Raw genomic sequence first — 17,838 nt, 5'->3', positions numbered from 1 at the left:
TTGTATGGATATCGTTATTATCGAAGATGAAATTGAAATCGCCCATTTGATTCAGCAAACTTTAGAGCGGGAGTCCTTTACTTGTCATCTGGCTTATAATGGTAGGGTAGGACTAGAACTATTTTATCAAAAGCAACCAGACTTAGTTATTTTAGATTTAATGTTACCCGAATTAGACGGACTAGAATTGTGTGCTAGAATCCGCCAAAAACCCGGGACAAAAGACCCCTATATTTTAATGTTAACCGCTAGGGGAGAAGAAATTGATCGCATTATCGGTCTATCTACGGGAGCCGATGATTATATGGTCAAACCCTTTAGTCCCCGGGAATTAACCGCGCGGGTAAGGGCATTATTAAGACGTAGTTTAAGACACGATAGCCAACCCCAACAACTCCATCGCAGCCGTCATTTTATTATCGACTTGGATCAACATTCTGCTCTTCGTAAATTGGAGGGAATGCCAGAGGAAAACCTCGATTTAACCACCTTAGAATTTAATTTATTAGCTACCTTTGTCAGTTATCCCAATCGCGTCTGGAGTCGCACCCAATTAATCGATAATCTCTGGGGAAATGATTTTTTTGGCGATGAAAGGGTAGTAGATACCCATATCCGACGCTTACGCAAAAAAGTAGAACCCGATCCTGCTAATCCTATCTTTATCAAAACTGTAGTCGGTGTCGGTTATAAATTTGAGGATGACAGTGTTTAAAAACGAAAAGTTGTCCGAATTACCCCCACCCAGATATTACCATTTTCACTAAAATTATTAGGGTCAAAAATAACGTAAAACCCCGGAGTTAGCAAAATATAGCGACTAATGGGATAGGAATATTCCACTTCTAAAATGTGAGAAGTATCTCGATCTGCTGTAAACCCCTCCACATAACTGACCCTGGGTAACTGTCCACCAGCAATGGTAAAAGTTGCCCCTTCTTTAACAAAATCTCTAATAGAAAAATTGCCTTGCCATGTCCATAAATCCGCCGAAGAATCTATCCCTTGAGCGTAAGCTTTAGCGTAACCTATCCAACCACCTAAGCTAAAAGTATCATTAATATTCCAATGACTTTGTAAACCGACGCTATCACGGGTAGCAGCCCCTAAATTGTTAAACGGATCGCGGGTAATAGGACTGCCTGTACTTCCCGATAAATTCACCGAACCTTGAGTAAAATAAGCGTGAAGATAGGTGACAGCAAAATGTAAGTTAGGAACAGGTTTAACATTAAATTGTAGCCCTGTACTGTAATTACCATTAAACAAACCATTACCAGAATTAGGATTACTGACAGTATCTTGTTCTGCTAAATACAAAGCTGTCACCGCTAACTGAGATGAAAAATTATATCTCACTCCTAAACCCGCCCCTTCTGGACCGCGATAAACCAAAGGATTACGACGATTAAAACGAGATAAAGCACCTGTAGCACTACTTTCTAGGAAAGGATTAACCACATCAAAAACATCATCAAGGTCTAATCCTCTTGCTCCCATCCAGACTTTAACTCGATCAATATTGCTAATATAATATAAGTCGTCAAGAGCAATATTGTTATTATCGTAGAGAGAACCCGCATCAAAAGAAAGACGCGCCATATCGCTACCTGTTGCCCTAGCTAAATTCGGAATACTACTAGCTTGCAGACGCATTCGCAGTAAATCTTTGCCAGTAAAACTGGTATTTAAATTTAGTCTAACTCGATCGCTAAAAGTAGTTTGATTACCGATGGGACGATTTCTTAAACTCTCCTGTTGACTCGGTGATAAATTGGGAAAATTACTATCGACAGCAAAATCATCCGACCAAGCATTACTGAGAGCAAAAATAACTTCCCCTTGCAGTTTTGTCGTGATTGAAAAACTATGATCTTCGATCAAAGCTGTTCTCTGTTCTAAGTTATCAATTCTTGTGCCTAAAGTGGCTAATTCTGTCTGGAAATCTTGGGCAAGTTTTTTGATTGTTTCTAAATCCGCTTGGGTAATTTTAATTCCCTCTTGCAGCAATTTTTCCATACTATTGAGACAAGCATTTAAACCGACGGCAAACTCCCAACGAGTCAAAGCTTGAGCGCCCTTGAAAGTCCGGTCAGGATAACCTACAATACAACCATAACGCTCCACAAGGCTTCTTAATGCCTCATAGGCCCAAGCGGTGGGAGATACGTCCCGCAGTTGGTTAACGCTAGTCACCTGGGACATGGAAACCTGATCAACACTCCTATTAATCTGCTGACTATTTTGGGTGCGCTGAACGAGTTGTTGTTGCGCCGCTGGATCAATTTTAAGTTGAGGCGTACTGGGCATGGTTTGAGCCACTGCACCGCCAGCAGCAGCCACAGAAGCACCTAATACTAAAGGAGTTACCTTTACTAAGTTCTTGAATAGTTTTGACATGGGGTCAATCCTCACACCTTATTTGATGGATTGAATGGAATATGGATACAAACAGACTATGTACTCAGCCTGAATTATAATCACATTCTATTCCAATTCCTTCGTGCTTCTTGGCTAGGTTAAGTTTATTTTATGATATGACAGAAATTTTTTTAAGGTGTTGTTAAAATCTCAGCCGTCAGCTATCAGGAGTCAGTATTCAGGAGATAGGAGATGGCTTTTATTTATTCTCCCCCCACACCCCACACCCGTTCGGCTGAGCTCACGGCCGAAGCCCACACCCCACACCCGTTCGGACCTCGGCGTGAGCTCGGTCGAACGCTGAGCTCACGGCCGAAGCCCACACTCCACACCCCAACCCTAATAAAAAATTCTCCCTAAAGGCATTTAAGCAGTCTTTAACCCTTATGTGCTAGAATTTTTGAAGATTTTGCTATTCATTTAGGTTTAATCAGGGATCACAGCCTTTTCAGGGAAATTTTATGACAAGTAACTACGGCGCGGAACAGATACAAGTTCTCGAAGGGTTAGAACCAGTCAGGAAGCGGCCGGGGATGTATATCGGTACGACCGGGCCGCGGGGACTACATCATTTAGTCTATGAAGTGGTGGACAACTCGATCGATGAGGCCCTAGCGGGTTACTGTACTCATATCGAAGTGGATATCAAGGCCGATGGTTCCGTCAGCGTCACTGACGATGGCCGGGGTATTCCCACCGATGTCCACCCCACCACGGGTAAATCTGCCCTCGAAACCGTTCTCACTATACTTCATGCCGGCGGTAAATTTGGCAGTGGTGGTTATAAAGTGTCGGGAGGGTTACACGGAGTCGGGATTTCCGTCGTTAATGCTCTTTCTGCATGGGTCGATGTCACCGTCTGGCGCGATCATAAAGTACATACCCAACGCTACGAAAGAGGTATCCCCGTCACAGAATTGGTCAGCAGTCCCAGTCAAGAGGAAAAAACGGGAACTAGGGTTAATTTCCTGCCGGACACCGAAATTTTTAGCCAAGGCATCGAATTTGATTACAGTACCCTCTCCGGACGTTTACGAGAACTAGCCTACTTAAATGCCGGTGTTAAAATCACCTTTAGCGATTACCGTCCCGAAGAACCCCACATCGAAACCTATTGTTATGAGGGGGGTATTAAAGAATACGTCGCCTATATGTGTCGGGAAAAAGAAACCCTGCACAAAGATATTATCTATGTATCCGGGGAAAAGAACGGAATTAATATCGAAGTGGCTTTTCAGTGGTGTATAGATGCCTATAGCGACAATATTCTCGGTTTTGCTAATAATATCCGCACCATTGACGGGGGAACCCATCTAGAAGGATTAAAGGCAGTTCTGACTCGTACTTTAAATAATGTCGCTCGTAAACGCAATAAAATTAAAGAAAACGAGCCTAATCTAGCGGGGGAAAACGTCCGCGAGGGTTTAACCGCCGTTATTTCCGTAAAAGTCCCCGAACCGGAATTCGAGGGCCAAACCAAGACCAAATTAGGTAACACCGAAGTCCGGGGTATCGTCGATTCGCTGGTGGGGGAAACTCTCAACGAATACTTAGAACAAAATCCCCAAGTAGCCGACACGATTATCGAAAAAGCAGTACAAGCGTACAAAGCGGCGGAAGCGGCCCGTCGGGCCCGGGACTTAGTACGACGGAAATCGGTCTTGGAATCCTCACCTTTACCGGGTAAATTGGCTGATTGTAGCGAAAGAGACCCAGAAAAGTCAGAAATTTACATCGTCGAAGGTGACAGCGCCGGCGGAAGTGCCAAACAGGGGCGCGATCGTCGTTTTCAAGCGATTCTACCTCTGCGGGGAAAAATCCTCAATATCGAAAAAACCGATGATGCCAAAATCTACAAAAATACGGAAATTCAATCCTTAATTACCGCCCTCGGTTTAGGAATTAAAGGAGAAGATTTCGATCCCTCACAATTGCGCTATCATCGCATTGTTTTAATGACTGACGCTGATGTGGATGGCGCGCACATCCGAACTTTGTTGTTAACTTTCTTCTATCGTTATCAGAAGAATTTAATTGACCAAGGTTATGTATATATCGCCTGTCCTCCTCTCTATAAATTGGAACGCGGTAAAAATCATTCCTACTGCTATAGCGATCGAGAATTACAGCAAAAGATAGCGGAATTTCCCTCCAATGCTAACTACACAATCCAACGTTTTAAAGGGTTAGGAGAAATGATGCCCCAACAACTTTGGGATACTACTATGAATCCCGAAACTCGCACTTTAAAACGGGTGGAAATCGAAGACGCAGCCAAAGCTGAGGAATTATTTACCATTCTTATGGGCGATCGAGTTGCCCCCCGGCGAGAATTTATCGAAACCCACGGATCACGTTTAAATCTTACGGATTTGGACATTTAAACGGTAACTTTGGGCTGTGTTAGTCTAGGCTAATACAGCCCCCGATAAAATCCCTAAATCCAGTTACTAATCGGAGGGTTAGGGATTCAAGGAACCCGGGGCGCATTCCAGAACTTCATCGAAAAAATCAGCCGGCAGCGGGGGATTATCGGGGTCTTCTAGGGCATTTTTGGCAATTTCCGCCTCACTCATCCCTTTAACTTTCTCCCAGTTCGTTTTGCCTTTCAACTTCGCCCACTGTTCGCGGGTGACTCTGGTAATATGTTCTTCGTTCACGGTTGTTAGCCCTCCTAGCACTAATTATTCGACGAACCGAGCCACGCCATGTATAAACCACCACCAAAACGATATTATCGATTGTACCCACTAGAATCACTCGAATTTCGCCGTAATTCTGACGGGTATCCACGCGCTCAATTATTGGACCCCTAAAAATCGCTTCCAGGTCGGCGAAATCTATGCCGTGTTTTTCTATATTAGCCTGACGCTTATTTTCATCCCACTCGAAAAGTTGCGGGGTCGTCATTGATGTCGCCGTTGAGGATAACTACCTGGGATCGATCGAAATGGGATTTAATAAAAATAAGGCCGCATGACTAGCCATTTCTTCTGATAAATAAATCTTTTTATACTTAATAATCCCCGTTTCTAGAAAAGAATCCCTTAAAATAGCTTTTGTCCCACTATTAAAGTCCGCTTCGTAAAAAACTTCTTTAATTCCCGAAGAAATAATTAGTTTTAAACAGGAAATACAGGGTTCTAAAGTAACGTAGATACTAGCACCTTGGGTAGAAATACCGTGTTTAGCCGCTTGAGCGATCGCATTAGCTTCGGCATGAATTGCCCGAGAGGGAATTTCTCCAGATTCCCGACAGGTTCCCAAACCGGGATAACAAAAACCTTGGGCAGTACAATGAACTGTTCCTGATGGAGAACCATTGTAACCAGTGGCTAAAACCTGCCGATCTTTGACAATTACCGCACCGACGGGAAAAGCTAAACAGGTGGATCTGGTGGCGGCTAATTTAGCGATCATCAAAAAATATTCGTCCCAAGTCGGTCTTTTTTCTTCAGAGTTGATCACGGTTTAATACCAAGCTAGAAAAAGCGAAAAAGAGGGGGTTATCTCTGATAGCTTATCATTAGATGACCTCTAAACCAATTAAAGCACTGCCCTGACTACCGATCGCGTAGTCAATGTAGTCACCAGCCTCTTCTAACTGCTCACTGCTCACTGATTAATGCCTAGCATAAAAACGACAAAAAACTCGTAAAGTTAATAATATTTTAAATAATTTGACTGCTTGAGAATAATTGAGATTTTGGACGATAGCTAAACCCTGACAACCAGAAAAATAACAGAAATTCTTAAGAAGCCAAAGGGGTTAAATCCCCAGAGAGAGCATTGTAGAATGAAGCGGTTAGTTATCTACTAGAAGAGAGGACTTTTCCGTCCCAGCCAAACAATTCTCTTGAAATCTTTAACCCAAATTGCCAAGGAGACTGAGTTGTAATGTCTGTTAATTTTCTAGGAGTTGGTTTGTTTCACCCTCTGCTGACCCCTTATCTCGCCCTCCATATACCCGACGGCTTTTTGAGTCCATCGGTGAGTCTATTTACTTGGATAATTGCCGTCGTCCTGATTAGCTTTTCTCTCAAAAAAGTGCGCGGTCACTACGCTGAACGGGCTGTACCTTTGATGGGAGTTTGTGCCGCCTTCATTTTTGCCGCCCAGATGATTAATTTTCCCATTCCGGGGGGAACCTCCGGACATTTGTTAGGGGGGACTCTCGCGGGGGTTTTACTCGGTCCCTGGGCGGGTTCTCTGGTGATGGCGGTGGTTTTTATCGTGCAAGCTTTATTTTTTCAAGATGGCGGTTTAACGGTTTTAGGGGCAAATATCGTCAATATGGGTCTGATCGGGACTTTTGGCGGTTATTATCTCTATCTGGGGATTAGAAAAGCCCTCGGTTTTCATCGTTGGCGCAGTATGGCGATCGCTGTTGCCCTGGCCGCTTGGACAAGTGTGGTGGTAGCCGCGTTGTTTTGCGCCCTGCAATTGGCTTTATCGGGGACTGTACCGCCTTTAGTCGCCCTTTTTGCCATGTTATCTTGGCATATCCTCATCGGTATCGGGGAAGCGGTGATTACCGTTTTCGCTGTCGGTTATATCTGGCGAACTCGTCCCGATCTCCTCTACGATCCGCCCCATTCCGTTAATACTTCTGTTTCCCCTTCCTAAGCTTCTCGTCAATAAAGCAATTAAGTCGATGAATATTCGCAGAAATAGCCAATTTTTTCTGATTGGCTTGGTATTATCCCTAATTATCGCCGTTTTTCTTTCTCCCTTTGCCAGTCCCGATCCCGACGGACTCGATCGAGTGGCGGAAGACTTGCAATTTAGCAAGAAAGAAGACCCTAACGCCCTCGGTAATCAATTACCCTCCGCCCGAATTTTTGATGGTTATGCCCTCAAAGGTGTTCCCGAAGGTGTCGCCACTCCCCTCGCCGGTTTTCTGGGAACTCTTGCCACTTTCGGCATCGCTTGGGGTATAGGTAAATTAGTGATTCCAAAATCCCAAAATCAGGAGTAAGGAATCAGGAGTCGGGAGTGGGGCATTTGGCTGAAATTTCCCTAAATCCCTAAATACCTAAATCACTGATAACTGATAACTGAATAAATGCTACATATTGCTACTTTTTCTCGCGAAAATGAGTGCCAAAATTGCGGTTTTTGGCAGAAACTCGCGCCCCATACCCGGGTTTTAGTGACTCTTTTGTTAGTTTTTGCCACAGCCTTAACTCCTAATGGTAGCTGGGAAACTTGGGGGATTTACGGATTAGGATTAATTATTTTAATTCTGATCAGTCGGGTGACTATTCTTGTACTTTTACGAAGAGTAGCGATCGAATTTGTCTTTATCGGTGTGGTTTTATTGGGAACTCTTTTTCGTGATGGCGGGGAAATTCTTTGGTCTTGGGGATTTTTGCGGATAACTAGCGAGGGATTGCTGGTTTTAGGCAGTGTGGCCTTTAAAGCTTTTCTCTGTCTTTGTACGGTCAATATTCTGGTTTTAACCACAGCAATTCCCGACCTGTTACAAGCCTTAGTTACCCTAAAAACCCCCCCTTTATTGGTGGCAATTTTAGCTTCTATGTATCGTTATCTAGCTGTTTTGATCACTGAATTTAATTCCATGCGAAGGGCAGCAATTGCGCGCAATTTAATGAGTAGTCCCCGATGGCAACGGTTGCTAGTGGGACACATGATCGGCGCTTTATTTGTCCGTACCTACGAACGTGGTGATCGCATTTATCAAGCCATGTTATCGAGGGGTTACACCGGTTCCTTGCCCTCTGTACAGGTTCCCCAAAGTAAGCTGAAAGATTATCTCGCTATAATTGCCATAGTAATTCTGATCCTCTGGGGTCAAATGGTACATCTACTCAGGTAAAAGTCTCGTTTTTCATGCACCACAACCCGATTTTTATTGAAAACCTAGTTTATACCTATCCTGACGGCACAGAAGCGTTAAAAGGTATTAATTTAGCCATTGAAGCTACGGAAAAGGTGGCTTTGGTCGGGGCCAATGGATCGGGAAAATCCACCTTATTACTGCATTTTAACGGTATTCTCCCGCCGCAAACCGGTAGAATCACCGTCGGTCCCTACGAAGTTAAACCGGAGAATTTAGAAAATATCCGCAATTTTGTCGGTTTAGTCTTCCAAAACCCCGACGATCAGCTATTTATGCCCACTGTCTGGGAAGATGTGACTTTTGGCCCGATGAATCAGGGAATTCGGGGAGAGGATTTAAACCATCGCTGTCATCATGCTTTACACGCGGTGGGATTGGATTCCCAGCATTACGGTAAGAGAAACAGTCAGAATCTATCGGGGGGTGAAAAAAAACGCGTGGCTATTGCGGGGGTTTTAGCCATGTTGCCGCAGGTATTAGTTTTTGATGAACCTAGCGCCCAACTGGATCCCCGGTCCCGTCGGCAATTAATACAACTGTTGGCCACTTTACCCCAAACTCAAGTGATCGCCACCCACGATCTCGATCTGGCTTTAGAACTATGCGATCGCACGGTGGTTTTAAGTCGTGGTCAGGTGGTGGGAGAGGGAGAAACCGCTAGGATTTTAAGTAATCGGGAATTTTTGGAACAACACGACTTGGAAACACCCCTTTGTTATAGTCGTCCCTACTGTGCGATCGCTGATGCCCCCTCTACTGATGTCTGATGCACAATTTGGAGATTTATTATCGGTTTCTTGCATTATGAGAGAGGACAAAAGCGAGAAAGTCTGACATTCTTGAGATAGGTAGCACGAAAATCGAGGCCATTTCTCACGATGCAAGCTCTGCTAGAAAAAGCTCAGATAGCGTTGAATAAAAAGGACTGGGAGACAGTAAACGCCAGCATACAGCGACTTTTAAACCAAAAAGATGCGATTGAACCGATTATTAACGATGAAATCCTCGATTTAGCCCTAGAAGCTTTACAAAAATGCGATTTTCAACAGCGATGGGAAATAGCAAAACTATTTCCTCAAATCGGTCAATCGGCGATCACTCCTTTAATTGCCCTGTTAGAATCCGAGGAACAAGATGGGGAAATGCGCTGGTTTCTGGCGAGAATTCTCAGTCAATTTGACGATCAAGCCTGTATTCTCGCTCTCAGTCAATTATTGCAAAGATCGGAGGAGGAGGAACTCAGGCAAATGGCTGCGGCCGCTTTAGCTAATATCGGTAGTTCTGCCATCTCTAGTTTAGGACAATTACTGTCCGACTCGAACAGGCGTTTTTTAGCCGTACAAGCTTTATCACAAATTCGCCGGCCAGAAATTATCGAACCGCTTTTAACCGTAGTTAAGGATCAATCTAGCGCCATTCGGGCTATGGTGATCGAAGCTTTAAGCAGTTTTCACCATCCCCAGATTACTGCGATTATCCTCGATGCTTTACAGGATCCAGCCATCGCTGTGCGACGGGAAGCAATTAAAGCTAGTAGTTACCTAGGGCCGAATTATCCCCAAGCAGATTTAGTTAACCATCTACAACCGCTCTTATTCGATATCCACCTCGAGATCTGTCAAGAAACGGTGATCGCTCTCGGTCGCATCGGCACAGCAACCTCAGCCAAAGCTTTAAATCCACTGCTGCAATCTTCCTTAACTCCCGATAGTTTAAAATTAACTGTAGTGCGAGCATTAGGCTGGATCGAGGACGGAGAAGCTTTAAATTACCTAGAAAAAGCTTTATATAGCGAAAATGTCTTGATTTGTCGGGAAATTATCGCTATTCTCGGCCGGCAAACCTCCCAGAAATTACGCCGACAAGCAGGAGAAATTCTCGGTAATTTTTATCACTCCTGTCCCGCGATCCTCGGTGATACAGGAGTTAAACAGTCTCTAGCGATCGCTTTAGGAGAATTAGATCGGGATAATAAAAGTATTTTGCTGACTTTAGCAGCCGATGGGGAGGCGATTGTCCGTCTCCATGCTCTCAGCGCCCTGAAAAAGCTAGATCATGGGACTATATAGGGTTGGCTGAATATCAGGGAAAGCCTTGTCAGCACTTTCACCCCCCCGTCTGTCAAGTTTTCGAGCAGATGTTGCAATCTGATAGAAGTCACTGAAAATTAACCCCAGAAGAAATAAAGCACCCGACCAGATGATCGGCCTACTGCTACGGGGTGTCTTCGGCACCGCCCTAAGTTTCAGGTTAGCCTATTCAAGTCTGTGCTAGAAAGGCGTATTTGGGATCGAGCCGAACATCAATAGCATAGAAATAATAGTGTAATAGTGTCACTTGTTTAAGAGAGAATTCCTGCTGCACCACCTCAAACACTGAAGTTTCGCTAGTATAGAATTTAATTAATTTAGAAACCGTAAGGTAGGATGATGGGGGTGGATATCCTTCGGGGTCAACAGGCAATTTCAGCTTCTCAAAAACAGGTATCATTTCTTGGCGATTGACTGAGAAAACTGTGTGCAAGATAAAGGCAAGGATGGCATTGCCATCATCTTGGTCTAATTCAGTTTCCTTGATTAACTGTTTTAACTTGGAGCTTTCCTGACGTAACAAGGCGTATGCCTGTTCCTGCCAGTAAATTGGGTTGAGCGTTCCTAGATCTGGGTGTTCTACCCAGGGAGGCAGTGGAACTCCTTCTAAGCTAATACCCTTGAGGCAAGACATCAATTCCTCTAGCTGTGAGAAATCTATGCTTTGGACAAATAAACGCCAGTTGCGTGTTAGCCTGTAGTATCTAGAGAGAAAAGTTTCCCGCGCATATTGCATGAAATTGTGGACTTCGGCAATCCCCCCAAAATGATGTAAGAGTTTGGAATTGTAGTAATAGGATGGGTGAAATAGCGTTTTAGGAGTCTCCTCATTTTGAGTAATCGTAATCACTTGTTGTCTGGCCTCTTGGGGAAGATTATCAAGGCATTCATAAACCCTTAAAGCGGGATAACTATCGGCCTCATCAAACTTTAGATCAAGCTGATTTTTGGTAAAAGTTTCTAAGGTGGTGCGAATAGAGTCCAGTGTTGCGTATGGATTTCCTAGCCATGACCAAAGTACCCAACGGGGTTGTCGTCTTTCGGCGAACTCTGGTTCTTCATTGAGTTCCATCAGATTTTTGATATGCTCTAGAGCGTGCCTAACCCGATAGGGTTCCCGCATCTGTTTTAGGTTTTCATCGCTCAAGGTTGAAAAGGGTGCGCTCTGTTCAATCAACAGCCCCGATCTCAAAAGCAGTCGAAATTCATCTTTATTGAATTTCACAGGTAGAAAGTAAGAACGCCAGAATATTGGATTGGCTAATGTTTCGTTAATGCGAATCACTCTTTCAGCCAACTCTAGAACATGATCCTTGGCAAAATTCAGTTCAGAGCAAATAAACCAGTAATACCTGAGACCATAGCGCAGTAAGTTGTGAATTTCAGCCTCGATAACATCGAGATTTCGTAACTGGACAGTAGTTCCCTTTACCTTTGGTTCACAACAAAAGACACAAGCGCAAGGACAACCGCGAGCTATTTCAATGGCAATGGAAATTCCTGTGTCTTTATAGGAACCGAGACCTGGAACACTTTCAAGATGGGCGTTTCGCAGGGTGCGTTCGCCATGAAAGCGGAATATTTCGTCAATAATGTCTTCGGAGTATTCTATATCGTCTAAAGGCCCCCAGAATACCCGTTGATTCTGCTGCCACTTACCATTAGCACGATAGACTAAGTTGGATATTCCCTCAGTTCTACCCTGGAGAACTTCGTCAAAGTGCCGGAAAAACTCGTCAGGTTCACCAAGAATACCAAAATCAGGTTGTAAATACTCGGCGGCCGATACAGAGTTAACAGTGAAATTAAAGCCCCCAACAAAAATCTTGGCATCGGTTAGTTGACGCACGTGTAAAATCGCCGCACGAGTTTCTTCTACTGGAAACCAAGGATTTTTGGCAGGAGTTTTGGCATCAATGCTGATGTAATTATCAGCCGCAACGGAATCTGCTTGTCGAATCGTAAAGGCAACGGCACGGGGTTGGTGGTTCCTGATCAGTTGGGCAATACAATCAAGCTTGTGTTGTAGGCTCAACTCCAACCCATCCCACCGAACAACAGATAGCCCCACCCGTCGAGCAAGTGCAGATACTTGAACAAAAGCGTAAGGATAAACTGGCCGACCAGGCAGATTGCTCAGGTTAATAAAGAGAATATCAACAGGTTTTCGGGGTCGAATGCCTGTATATGCAGGTAGCGCACAGTTAGTCATACTTAGACAATTTCAATTTATTTTTCCTATAGAAATCTATCACGAGTAGCCCCAGTAAGACCGCTCTAATACTGGATTCTTTAGATGGATCATCGATCTGTCTTTTCACTGATTACTGATTACTGATCACTGATCACCGATCACTGATTTAAGGTCTTTGCAGGAAGATTAATTCTTCAACGGGGAGGAAATCATAGTATTGACCTTGATTAGCTAAAACTGCGATTAAATGGAGACGAGCATCGGGTTCAATGTGTAATCCTTCCCAGGGGACAGCAATCTCCAAACATTGATTAAAAGAAGCTTTGGCATTACTAGGAACTCGCTGCCAAGTAAAATATTCTTGAGCGACTTCTAACCAAGTAAATTCCGTGATTAAATTAACTCCTAGATGATGATGATAACCGTAATCGAGGGGCGATCGAGGAGGAATATCTGCTAGGGGAATTGGACTTTGCAGACGATGCACTTCATCATAATACCAATATAAATGCACTTCAGGCGGGATATCTTTGCCTAATTCTGCCCCCGGTTTCCAATCGAAACGCAGATAAAAATTGAGGTGATCCCAACCGAAAAAGAGTCTTTGTACTAAGGAAGTCCGGTGCATTGTACCACTGGCGCCGCCAATTTCGATCCGTCCGGCTTTATCCCAATCCTGTTCGTCACCAAAACCGTCGATAATGGGGTGAATGAAAGCCAGTGGACGATTACTTTGTTTATCTCCGTGTTCTTCCACCGGTTCGAGCAAATAGGAGGGAATTGGCTCATTTAAAGCTTGATACAGAGCGATCAGGTGTTCGCGGAAAAGTTGATCAAAAATTGCATCATGATTGGAAGAATGGCCATAACCAAACCACCAAAACCAATCGGAACCTTCCGCTGCATACAATGCTTCCCACGCGTCGGGGTTATTATCTTCCGTCGCTTCGGGGTGATTAGCGAGGGTTTGACGGGCTAAAATTAGATATTCCCACGCTTTATTTTTAGCGGGATCGCCGATCCAAGTGGTAAAATTGGCATCGATCCAAGAGCCGCTATGAAGTTGATTGACAGGGATTTTGGCATTAGCGGGAAAGCGCTCGAGATATTCGGAGACGGTGACTAATTCGATCGCTTGGTGGTCGCTTAAAAGTTGATAAAGATTCTCTAGGAAGGGTAAACCGTCTTGATGATAGTTTTCCCAGCAGTTTTCGCCATCTAGCGCAATGGTAACTAACCAGGGTTTTTCTAGGGTCGTGGTTTCTGCGTTGGTTTTCAGTTGTTCGGCGATCGCTTCTAGGTGTTTAACTAAGTCTGTAGCGGCCTCTTGCGCTTTCATGCCACTATAGCTAAATCCGATCAGATCCGAGAGACGATGATCGCGGAAAACCATCGATAAATTGCCGTTGCTAGTTTCCAGACTGTAGGGACGATAAAGCAATTCCGGTTCGCTAATATTGCCTTTTTCGTCGCGATGAAAGTAATGTCCCAGGGACCAACCTAACACCCCCTCATCGGAACATAACCACTGAAAACCCTGTTTAGCGACAGCGGGGAGAATTGCGGGACTAACGGATTGTTCCGAGGGCCAAAGTCCTCGAGGATGTTTATCAAAGCGATCGATATAGATTTGCCAAGCTTTCTGGAGATGGCGGGAAATATCTTCAGGATAGTGGAAATATTGACGAGGAAGGGTCATATTCGGCACTGCTACCCGGCCGGCTTCCGAGTTGGCCAGCAGGGGTAAAATTGGATGGGTGTAGGGACTGGTAATGATTTCTAGTTGTCCGGTTTCCTGCATTAACCGGTGTTGCGGCAAGATACGACGCAGAATTTGACGCTGTTTGGAGATAATTCGCTGGCGATCGCTTAAAGTGAAGTTTTTTCCCTGTTCTAACCAGGCAGCGATTTCCGGGTCACTGTGAAAGATAGGATCGATCCAAGCGAGGTTATGCCAAGCCAAGAGATCGCTATAATCTTGGAGATGCCAATGGCTAATACACCAACTATGACCGTTTTCTTGACGCTGTGCGTATAATTGCGCGTAACGGGGGTGCGGATCGATCAGGGTACGATGGTTAGCATCGAAAAAGTGTTCGAGGATAAAGTGTTTTTGTGCCAGGGTTAATTGCGCTTCCGGGGTGACGGTAAGAGCAAGATAGGGGTCTATAGCTAGTCCGTTGACGTAATCCTCTAATTGCAGGATTAAAGAGGGGACAAGGTTGACAGTTTGATGTAATTTGGGAAAACGTTCTAGAATCAGGATTAAATCGAGATAATCTTTCACCCCATGCAGTCGCACCCAGGGTAAGCGATATTGTCCCGAAGCATCGGTGCTAGTTTGACAGGATTTGTAGAGGGGTTGGTGTTGATGCCAAATAAAAGCGACGTAGAGAGGATAGGCCATGATAATACCGAGAAAAAGTGCATATAACAGGCTTTTTGTCCGTTATTTGGATGATAATGGACAATAAAACCCATTCTAGATTCTTAAAAGTTGATTTCGGTCACTACCATAATCCTATCAACGGGTTTTGAGAGGGTATCGTCTCTTTGTATTTGTTAAAGGATCGGCTCCTCTAGTGGTGAGTATTGGGAGTTCAGCAGTAGAATCCCTAATATTAGACCTCTTGCATAATTTTTTTATGGTATATAGCGTTTTTCAGTCTGCTGAGGTACAAAAGTTATGGGTTTTAGGCAAAAGGCAACAGGCAAAAGTCAAAAGGGAAGAAAAATATGTGTACCTCACTAGCTTAGGAAACGCTATAATGCAGCGTTTTGCTTTTTTATAGATTTTTAGATGGAAGTGGAAAAAAGAATAAAATGTGATCTTAGGTCAGGAAATCATCTATACTTTTGCTATGTTTATTAGCAAAAGTATAGATGATCAAAACTTATCAGATGAACAATTCAAAAAGACGGATGCTTTTATAGCACTGACTTATGAGGTACAGTAGCAACAGTGATTAAACTAATTGCGAATATCTTTTTGAGTAACTTGTAACAGAGCTAATTCAATCCCTTCTATTAAGTCTTTGTAAGTTCTCGCCTTCAGTTTTCTTAACATCGCTTTGACTTTTGACCAAAAGTTTTCAATAGGAGAGAATTCGGGAGAATAAGGAGGTAAATAGATGAGTCTAGCTTTTTCTTGTTCGATTATTTCTCTGACCATTTCTCCGAGATGAATCTTGGCGTTATCCATGATCAAACAGTTTCCTTCTTTAATTTTTGGCAGCACTTCCTTCAGAATAAATCCTTCAAATGTTACCGCATCCACTGCACCGTATATATTGACTGATGCGGACAACTTTTTCTAAGCTTATAGCACTAACTATTGAAATATTTCTCCCTCTTTTTTGTGGTTTTCTTCCCCGATCTTTTTGGACAATTAAGGCTCTAGCATAGAGTCTTAATTGGGCTAAATTCACCCCCGATTCATCGATAAAAATTAGTTTTGATGCCTCAATTTTCCGCACTTGAGACCAGTATTCTACTCTTTTTTTCTGTCCCCTTTCACTTTCTTTTTCCGCCGCGTGTAGTGTTTTTTTTGAAACTGTAATTGAGTTTTTGCGTCAGCCGCCCCAGGGTGGCTCTACTGACTTTCACCCGTGTCTTTTCATACAGTAAGTCCGATAATTCTTCGAGAGTTGCATCATTGTTAGCTTCGATGATTTCTATTAAAATTATCAGTTGTTCACTATTTAACTTGGTTGGCGGACTTCCCCCTTGCCGACGAGGACGTATATCTCCTGTTTCTTTATGTTGCTTCAATAACTTATGAATAAAGCTTTTAGCCACGTCAAATCTCTGGGTTAGTCCTCGAATAGAAATTTTTTCTTTCTTCCAGACATCGATAATTTTTTGGCGAAAATCTACGGAATATGGTCTCATAGGAAGCTGGCGAATTCTATTATTTGTCTATTTGCTCTCTATTGTACCTCATAGCTCCAAGAATTACTATATTTCCACAACAGTCCCTGACAAAATCTACTCTTGCTGTTAATAATTCCTCATCTCACTTTTGCTCTTTGCGCGCAAAAACTTCCTTGTCCACTTTCCCTACTTGTCCTCCTTGTCTTGTCTTCACAGGTTTGTAAAATACCTACACCTGTGAGCTCCCCACACCTCACCCCCTTCTCCCTTCTTCCTTCTCTCCCAATACTATCGGGACGGGGAAGAATTAATCGGGGGTAAAGAAAGAGAAATTTCGCCACCTCGATCGAATATTTCCAGATTCCATTGACCGAAACGATTACTTTCAAAAGCAATAAAACGACCGTTACCACTAATCGTCGGACGACGCACTTCTCCTAAAATATTTTCGGTGATATTTTTTGTTTGCAGAGTTTGTCGATCATAAATATAGATATCGGGTTTACCGGACTGTTCCGACACATAAACAATATAGCGACCATCGGCACTAATATCTGGTTGATCTTGATAGGTTTTTGCTTGATTTAACCCTGGTAGAGGAACTAAACGATTAGCTACTCGATCTAATAAATAAATCGTTCGTTGACCCCTGCGATCGGAGGTAAAGACCAGATAACGACCATCGTAGTTAAAACGGGGATTATCTTCAGAGGAAGGGGTATTTAAAGTATTTCCTAAAAGCTGTTGGGGAGGGGTGACAAAACCCGCATCACTACATCCCCCCAGACTGATGATATTAACCGCAAGCAAAAGTCCCAGAAGTTTAGGAAACTTGATCATCGGTCGGCACCGGGGAAGGAAGAATACAACAATTAATATCATCCAGACAAACTTTACCCCAATGCAATGCCCAACGCACCAATTCCACCCGATTATCGGTTTTTGTTTTTGTCAAGATATTACTAATATGATTATCAACGGTACGCTTACTAATCTCTAGCTTTTCCGAGATTTCTTGATTAGTTAAACCATTAGCCACCAAATCGAGTATTTCTAGCTCTCGATCGGATAATGAAGCGGCTGTTTGAAACTTCCCAGCAGACATGAGTATAATTCCTCTCGTATATGTACTTATCATTCTAGAAGAATTTTTTCCTCTAGGAATCGATAATCAGTAATCAGTGATCAGTAAACAGTAATCAGTGAAAAGACAGCACTGTTACTGCCATTTGATGATGCACACTTAATACATACTGCTCACTGAATACTCAAAACCTGACAGGGGGACAAGCTGGCTGAAGTCCTTACAGCACAAGCTTTTTGGGGTGTTCGAGCGAAAAAGTTCGATGCAGCTCACCCCCAGTTGTTGATAAAGATTTCTAGTAAGTTCGCCCAAA

Annotated in this window: 15 protein-coding genes and 1 pseudogene; 8 read left to right on the top strand and 8 right to left on the bottom strand. The window is 43.5% G+C overall.

The window, feature by feature from the left end:
* Window positions 1-4 precede the first annotated feature (4 nt).
* Complete coding sequence (locus IM462_RS00255) at window positions 5-715, top strand: response regulator transcription factor (protein WP_287702723.1); 711 nt, start codon at window positions 5-7, stop codon at window positions 713-715.
* Here IM462_RS00255 and IM462_RS00250 read toward each other — a convergent pair.
* Window positions 712-2,400 carry an iron uptake porin gene (locus tag IM462_RS00250; protein ID WP_287702721.1) on the bottom strand — a complete coding sequence of 563 codons (1,689 nt, stop codon included), beginning with the start codon at window positions 2,398-2,400 and terminating at the stop codon, window positions 712-714. The two genes, IM462_RS00255 and IM462_RS00250, sit on opposite strands and share 4 nt — an antisense overlap.
* Window positions 2,401-2,882: 482 nt before the next feature.
* On the opposite strand from IM462_RS00250, the gene gyrB reads away from it, so the two are divergent.
* Window positions 2,883-4,805, top strand: coding sequence for a DNA topoisomerase (ATP-hydrolyzing) subunit B (gene gyrB, locus IM462_RS00245; protein ID WP_008197359.1), 1,923 nt, complete (start codon window positions 2,883-2,885; stop codon window positions 4,803-4,805).
* 196 nt (window positions 4,806-5,001) lie between these two features.
* On the opposite strand, the gene IM462_RS00240 is transcribed toward gyrB, so the two are convergent.
* Complete coding sequence (locus tag IM462_RS00240) at window positions 5,002-5,331, bottom strand: BrnT family toxin (RefSeq protein ID WP_002743085.1); 330 nt, start codon at window positions 5,329-5,331, stop codon at window positions 5,002-5,004.
* 21 nt (window positions 5,332-5,352) lie between these two features.
* Window positions 5,353-5,889 (bottom strand): deoxycytidylate deaminase, encoded by a 537-nt coding sequence (locus IM462_RS00235; RefSeq protein ID WP_002743086.1) that lies wholly within the window; start codon window positions 5,887-5,889, stop codon window positions 5,353-5,355.
* 429 nt (window positions 5,890-6,318) lie between these two features.
* Between IM462_RS00235 and IM462_RS00230 the strand changes: the two genes are divergently transcribed.
* From IM462_RS00230 to IM462_RS00210, 5 genes are all read left to right on the top strand, one after another.
* A complete protein-coding gene (locus IM462_RS00230) occupies window positions 6,319-7,047 on the top strand; it encodes an energy-coupling factor ABC transporter permease (protein ID WP_108935755.1) in 729 nt (242 codons plus the stop codon).
* Window positions 7,048-7,075: 28 nt separating this feature from the next.
* Entirely contained in the window at window positions 7,076-7,399 is a 324-nt protein-coding gene (locus IM462_RS00225; RefSeq protein WP_287702717.1) for a PDGLE domain-containing protein, read from the top strand.
* 87 nt (window positions 7,400-7,486) lie between these two features.
* Complete coding sequence (gene cbiQ / locus IM462_RS00220) at window positions 7,487-8,260, top strand: cobalt ECF transporter T component CbiQ (RefSeq protein ID WP_287702715.1); 774 nt, start codon at window positions 7,487-7,489, stop codon at window positions 8,258-8,260.
* Between the two features lie 14 nt (window positions 8,261-8,274).
* Window positions 8,275-9,051 carry an energy-coupling factor ABC transporter ATP-binding protein gene (locus tag IM462_RS00215; RefSeq protein ID WP_194033150.1) on the top strand — a complete coding sequence of 259 codons (777 nt, stop codon included), beginning with the start codon at window positions 8,275-8,277 and terminating at the stop codon, window positions 9,049-9,051.
* 111 nt (window positions 9,052-9,162) lie between these two features.
* Complete coding sequence (locus IM462_RS00210) at window positions 9,163-10,353, top strand: HEAT repeat domain-containing protein (protein ID WP_287702712.1); 1,191 nt, start codon at window positions 9,163-9,165, stop codon at window positions 10,351-10,353.
* 190 nt (window positions 10,354-10,543) lie between these two features.
* Here IM462_RS00210 and IM462_RS00205 read toward each other — a convergent pair whose 3' ends face one another.
* Together IM462_RS00205 and IM462_RS00200 are read right to left on the bottom strand one after the other, a co-directional pair.
* Window positions 10,544-12,586 (bottom strand): B12-binding domain-containing radical SAM protein, encoded by a 2,043-nt coding sequence (locus IM462_RS00205; protein ID WP_194015420.1) that lies wholly within the window; start codon window positions 12,584-12,586, stop codon window positions 10,544-10,546.
* Between the two features lie 148 nt (window positions 12,587-12,734).
* Window positions 12,735-14,975: a glycoside hydrolase gene (locus IM462_RS00200; protein WP_287702710.1), complete on the bottom strand. Its 2,241-nt coding sequence runs from the start codon at window positions 14,973-14,975 to the stop codon at window positions 12,735-12,737.
* Window positions 14,976-15,213: 238 nt separating this feature from the next.
* Here IM462_RS00200 and IM462_RS00195 point away from each other — a divergent pair, with 238 nt between their 5' ends.
* Window positions 15,214-15,360: a hypothetical protein gene (locus IM462_RS00195; RefSeq protein WP_287702708.1), complete on the top strand. Its 147-nt coding sequence runs from the start codon at window positions 15,214-15,216 to the stop codon at window positions 15,358-15,360.
* A 179-nt stretch (window positions 15,361-15,539) separates the two neighbouring features.
* Here the strand turns inward: IM462_RS00195 and IM462_RS00190 are convergent.
* The 3 genes and pseudogenes from IM462_RS00190 to pedR form a co-directional block, all read right to left on the bottom strand.
* Window positions 15,540-16,459, bottom strand: a pseudogene (locus tag IM462_RS00190) (IS630 family transposase).
* Between the two features lie 270 nt (window positions 16,460-16,729).
* The gene (locus IM462_RS00185; protein WP_287702706.1) at window positions 16,730-17,281 is read right to left on the bottom strand and encodes a TolB family protein; all 552 of its coding nucleotides are present in this window, start codon (window positions 17,279-17,281) and stop codon (window positions 16,730-16,732) included.
* A complete protein-coding gene (gene pedR, locus IM462_RS00180; protein ID WP_002754772.1) occupies window positions 17,265-17,546 on the bottom strand; it encodes a photosynthetic electron transport-dependent transcriptional regulator PedR in 282 nt (93 codons plus the stop codon). Before pedR ends, IM462_RS00185 begins: the two co-directional genes overlap by 17 nt.
* Window positions 17,547-17,838 lie beyond the last annotated feature (292 nt).

Origin of the sequence: Microcystis sp. M144S2, from assembly GCF_020246065.1 — a bacterium.
GTDB lineage: Bacteria > Cyanobacteriota > Cyanobacteriia > Cyanobacteriales > Microcystaceae > Microcystis > Microcystis ichthyoblabe_A.
Note: the sequence above shows the minus strand (reverse complement) of the source record. Positions and strands in the feature narration are given on the sequence as shown.

Coding starts and splice junctions, on each gene's coding strand:
- IM462_RS00195 (WP_287702708.1), top strand. CDS start 15,214: ATGGTATATAGCGTTTTTCAGTCTGCTGAGGTACAAAAGTTATGGGTT.
- IM462_RS00225 (WP_287702717.1), top strand. CDS start 7,076: ATGAATATTCGCAGAAATAGCCAATTTTTTCTGATTGGCTTGGTATTA.
- IM462_RS00200 (WP_287702710.1), bottom strand. CDS start 14,975: ATGGCCTATCCTCTCTACGTCGCTTTTATTTGGCATCAACACCAACCC.
- IM462_RS00240 (WP_002743085.1), bottom strand. CDS start 5,331: ATGACGACCCCGCAACTTTTCGAGTGGGATGAAAATAAGCGTCAGGCT.
- IM462_RS00215 (WP_194033150.1), top strand. CDS start 8,275: ATGCACCACAACCCGATTTTTATTGAAAACCTAGTTTATACCTATCCT.
- IM462_RS00250 (WP_287702721.1), bottom strand. CDS start 2,400: ATGTCAAAACTATTCAAGAACTTAGTAAAGGTAACTCCTTTAGTATTA.
- IM462_RS00230 (WP_108935755.1), top strand. CDS start 6,319: ATGTCTGTTAATTTTCTAGGAGTTGGTTTGTTTCACCCTCTGCTGACC.
- IM462_RS00205 (WP_194015420.1), bottom strand. CDS start 12,586: ATGACTAACTGTGCGCTACCTGCATATACAGGCATTCGACCCCGAAAA.
- gyrB (WP_008197359.1), top strand. CDS start 2,883: ATGACAAGTAACTACGGCGCGGAACAGATACAAGTTCTCGAAGGGTTA.
- pedR (WP_002754772.1), bottom strand. CDS start 17,546: ATGTCTGCTGGGAAGTTTCAAACAGCCGCTTCATTATCCGATCGAGAG.
- IM462_RS00255 (WP_287702723.1), top strand. CDS start 5: ATGGATATCGTTATTATCGAAGATGAAATTGAAATCGCCCATTTGATT.
- IM462_RS00185 (WP_287702706.1), bottom strand. CDS start 17,281: ATGATCAAGTTTCCTAAACTTCTGGGACTTTTGCTTGCGGTTAATATC.
- cbiQ (WP_287702715.1), top strand. CDS start 7,487: ATGCTACATATTGCTACTTTTTCTCGCGAAAATGAGTGCCAAAATTGC.
- IM462_RS00210 (WP_287702712.1), top strand. CDS start 9,163: ATGCAAGCTCTGCTAGAAAAAGCTCAGATAGCGTTGAATAAAAAGGAC.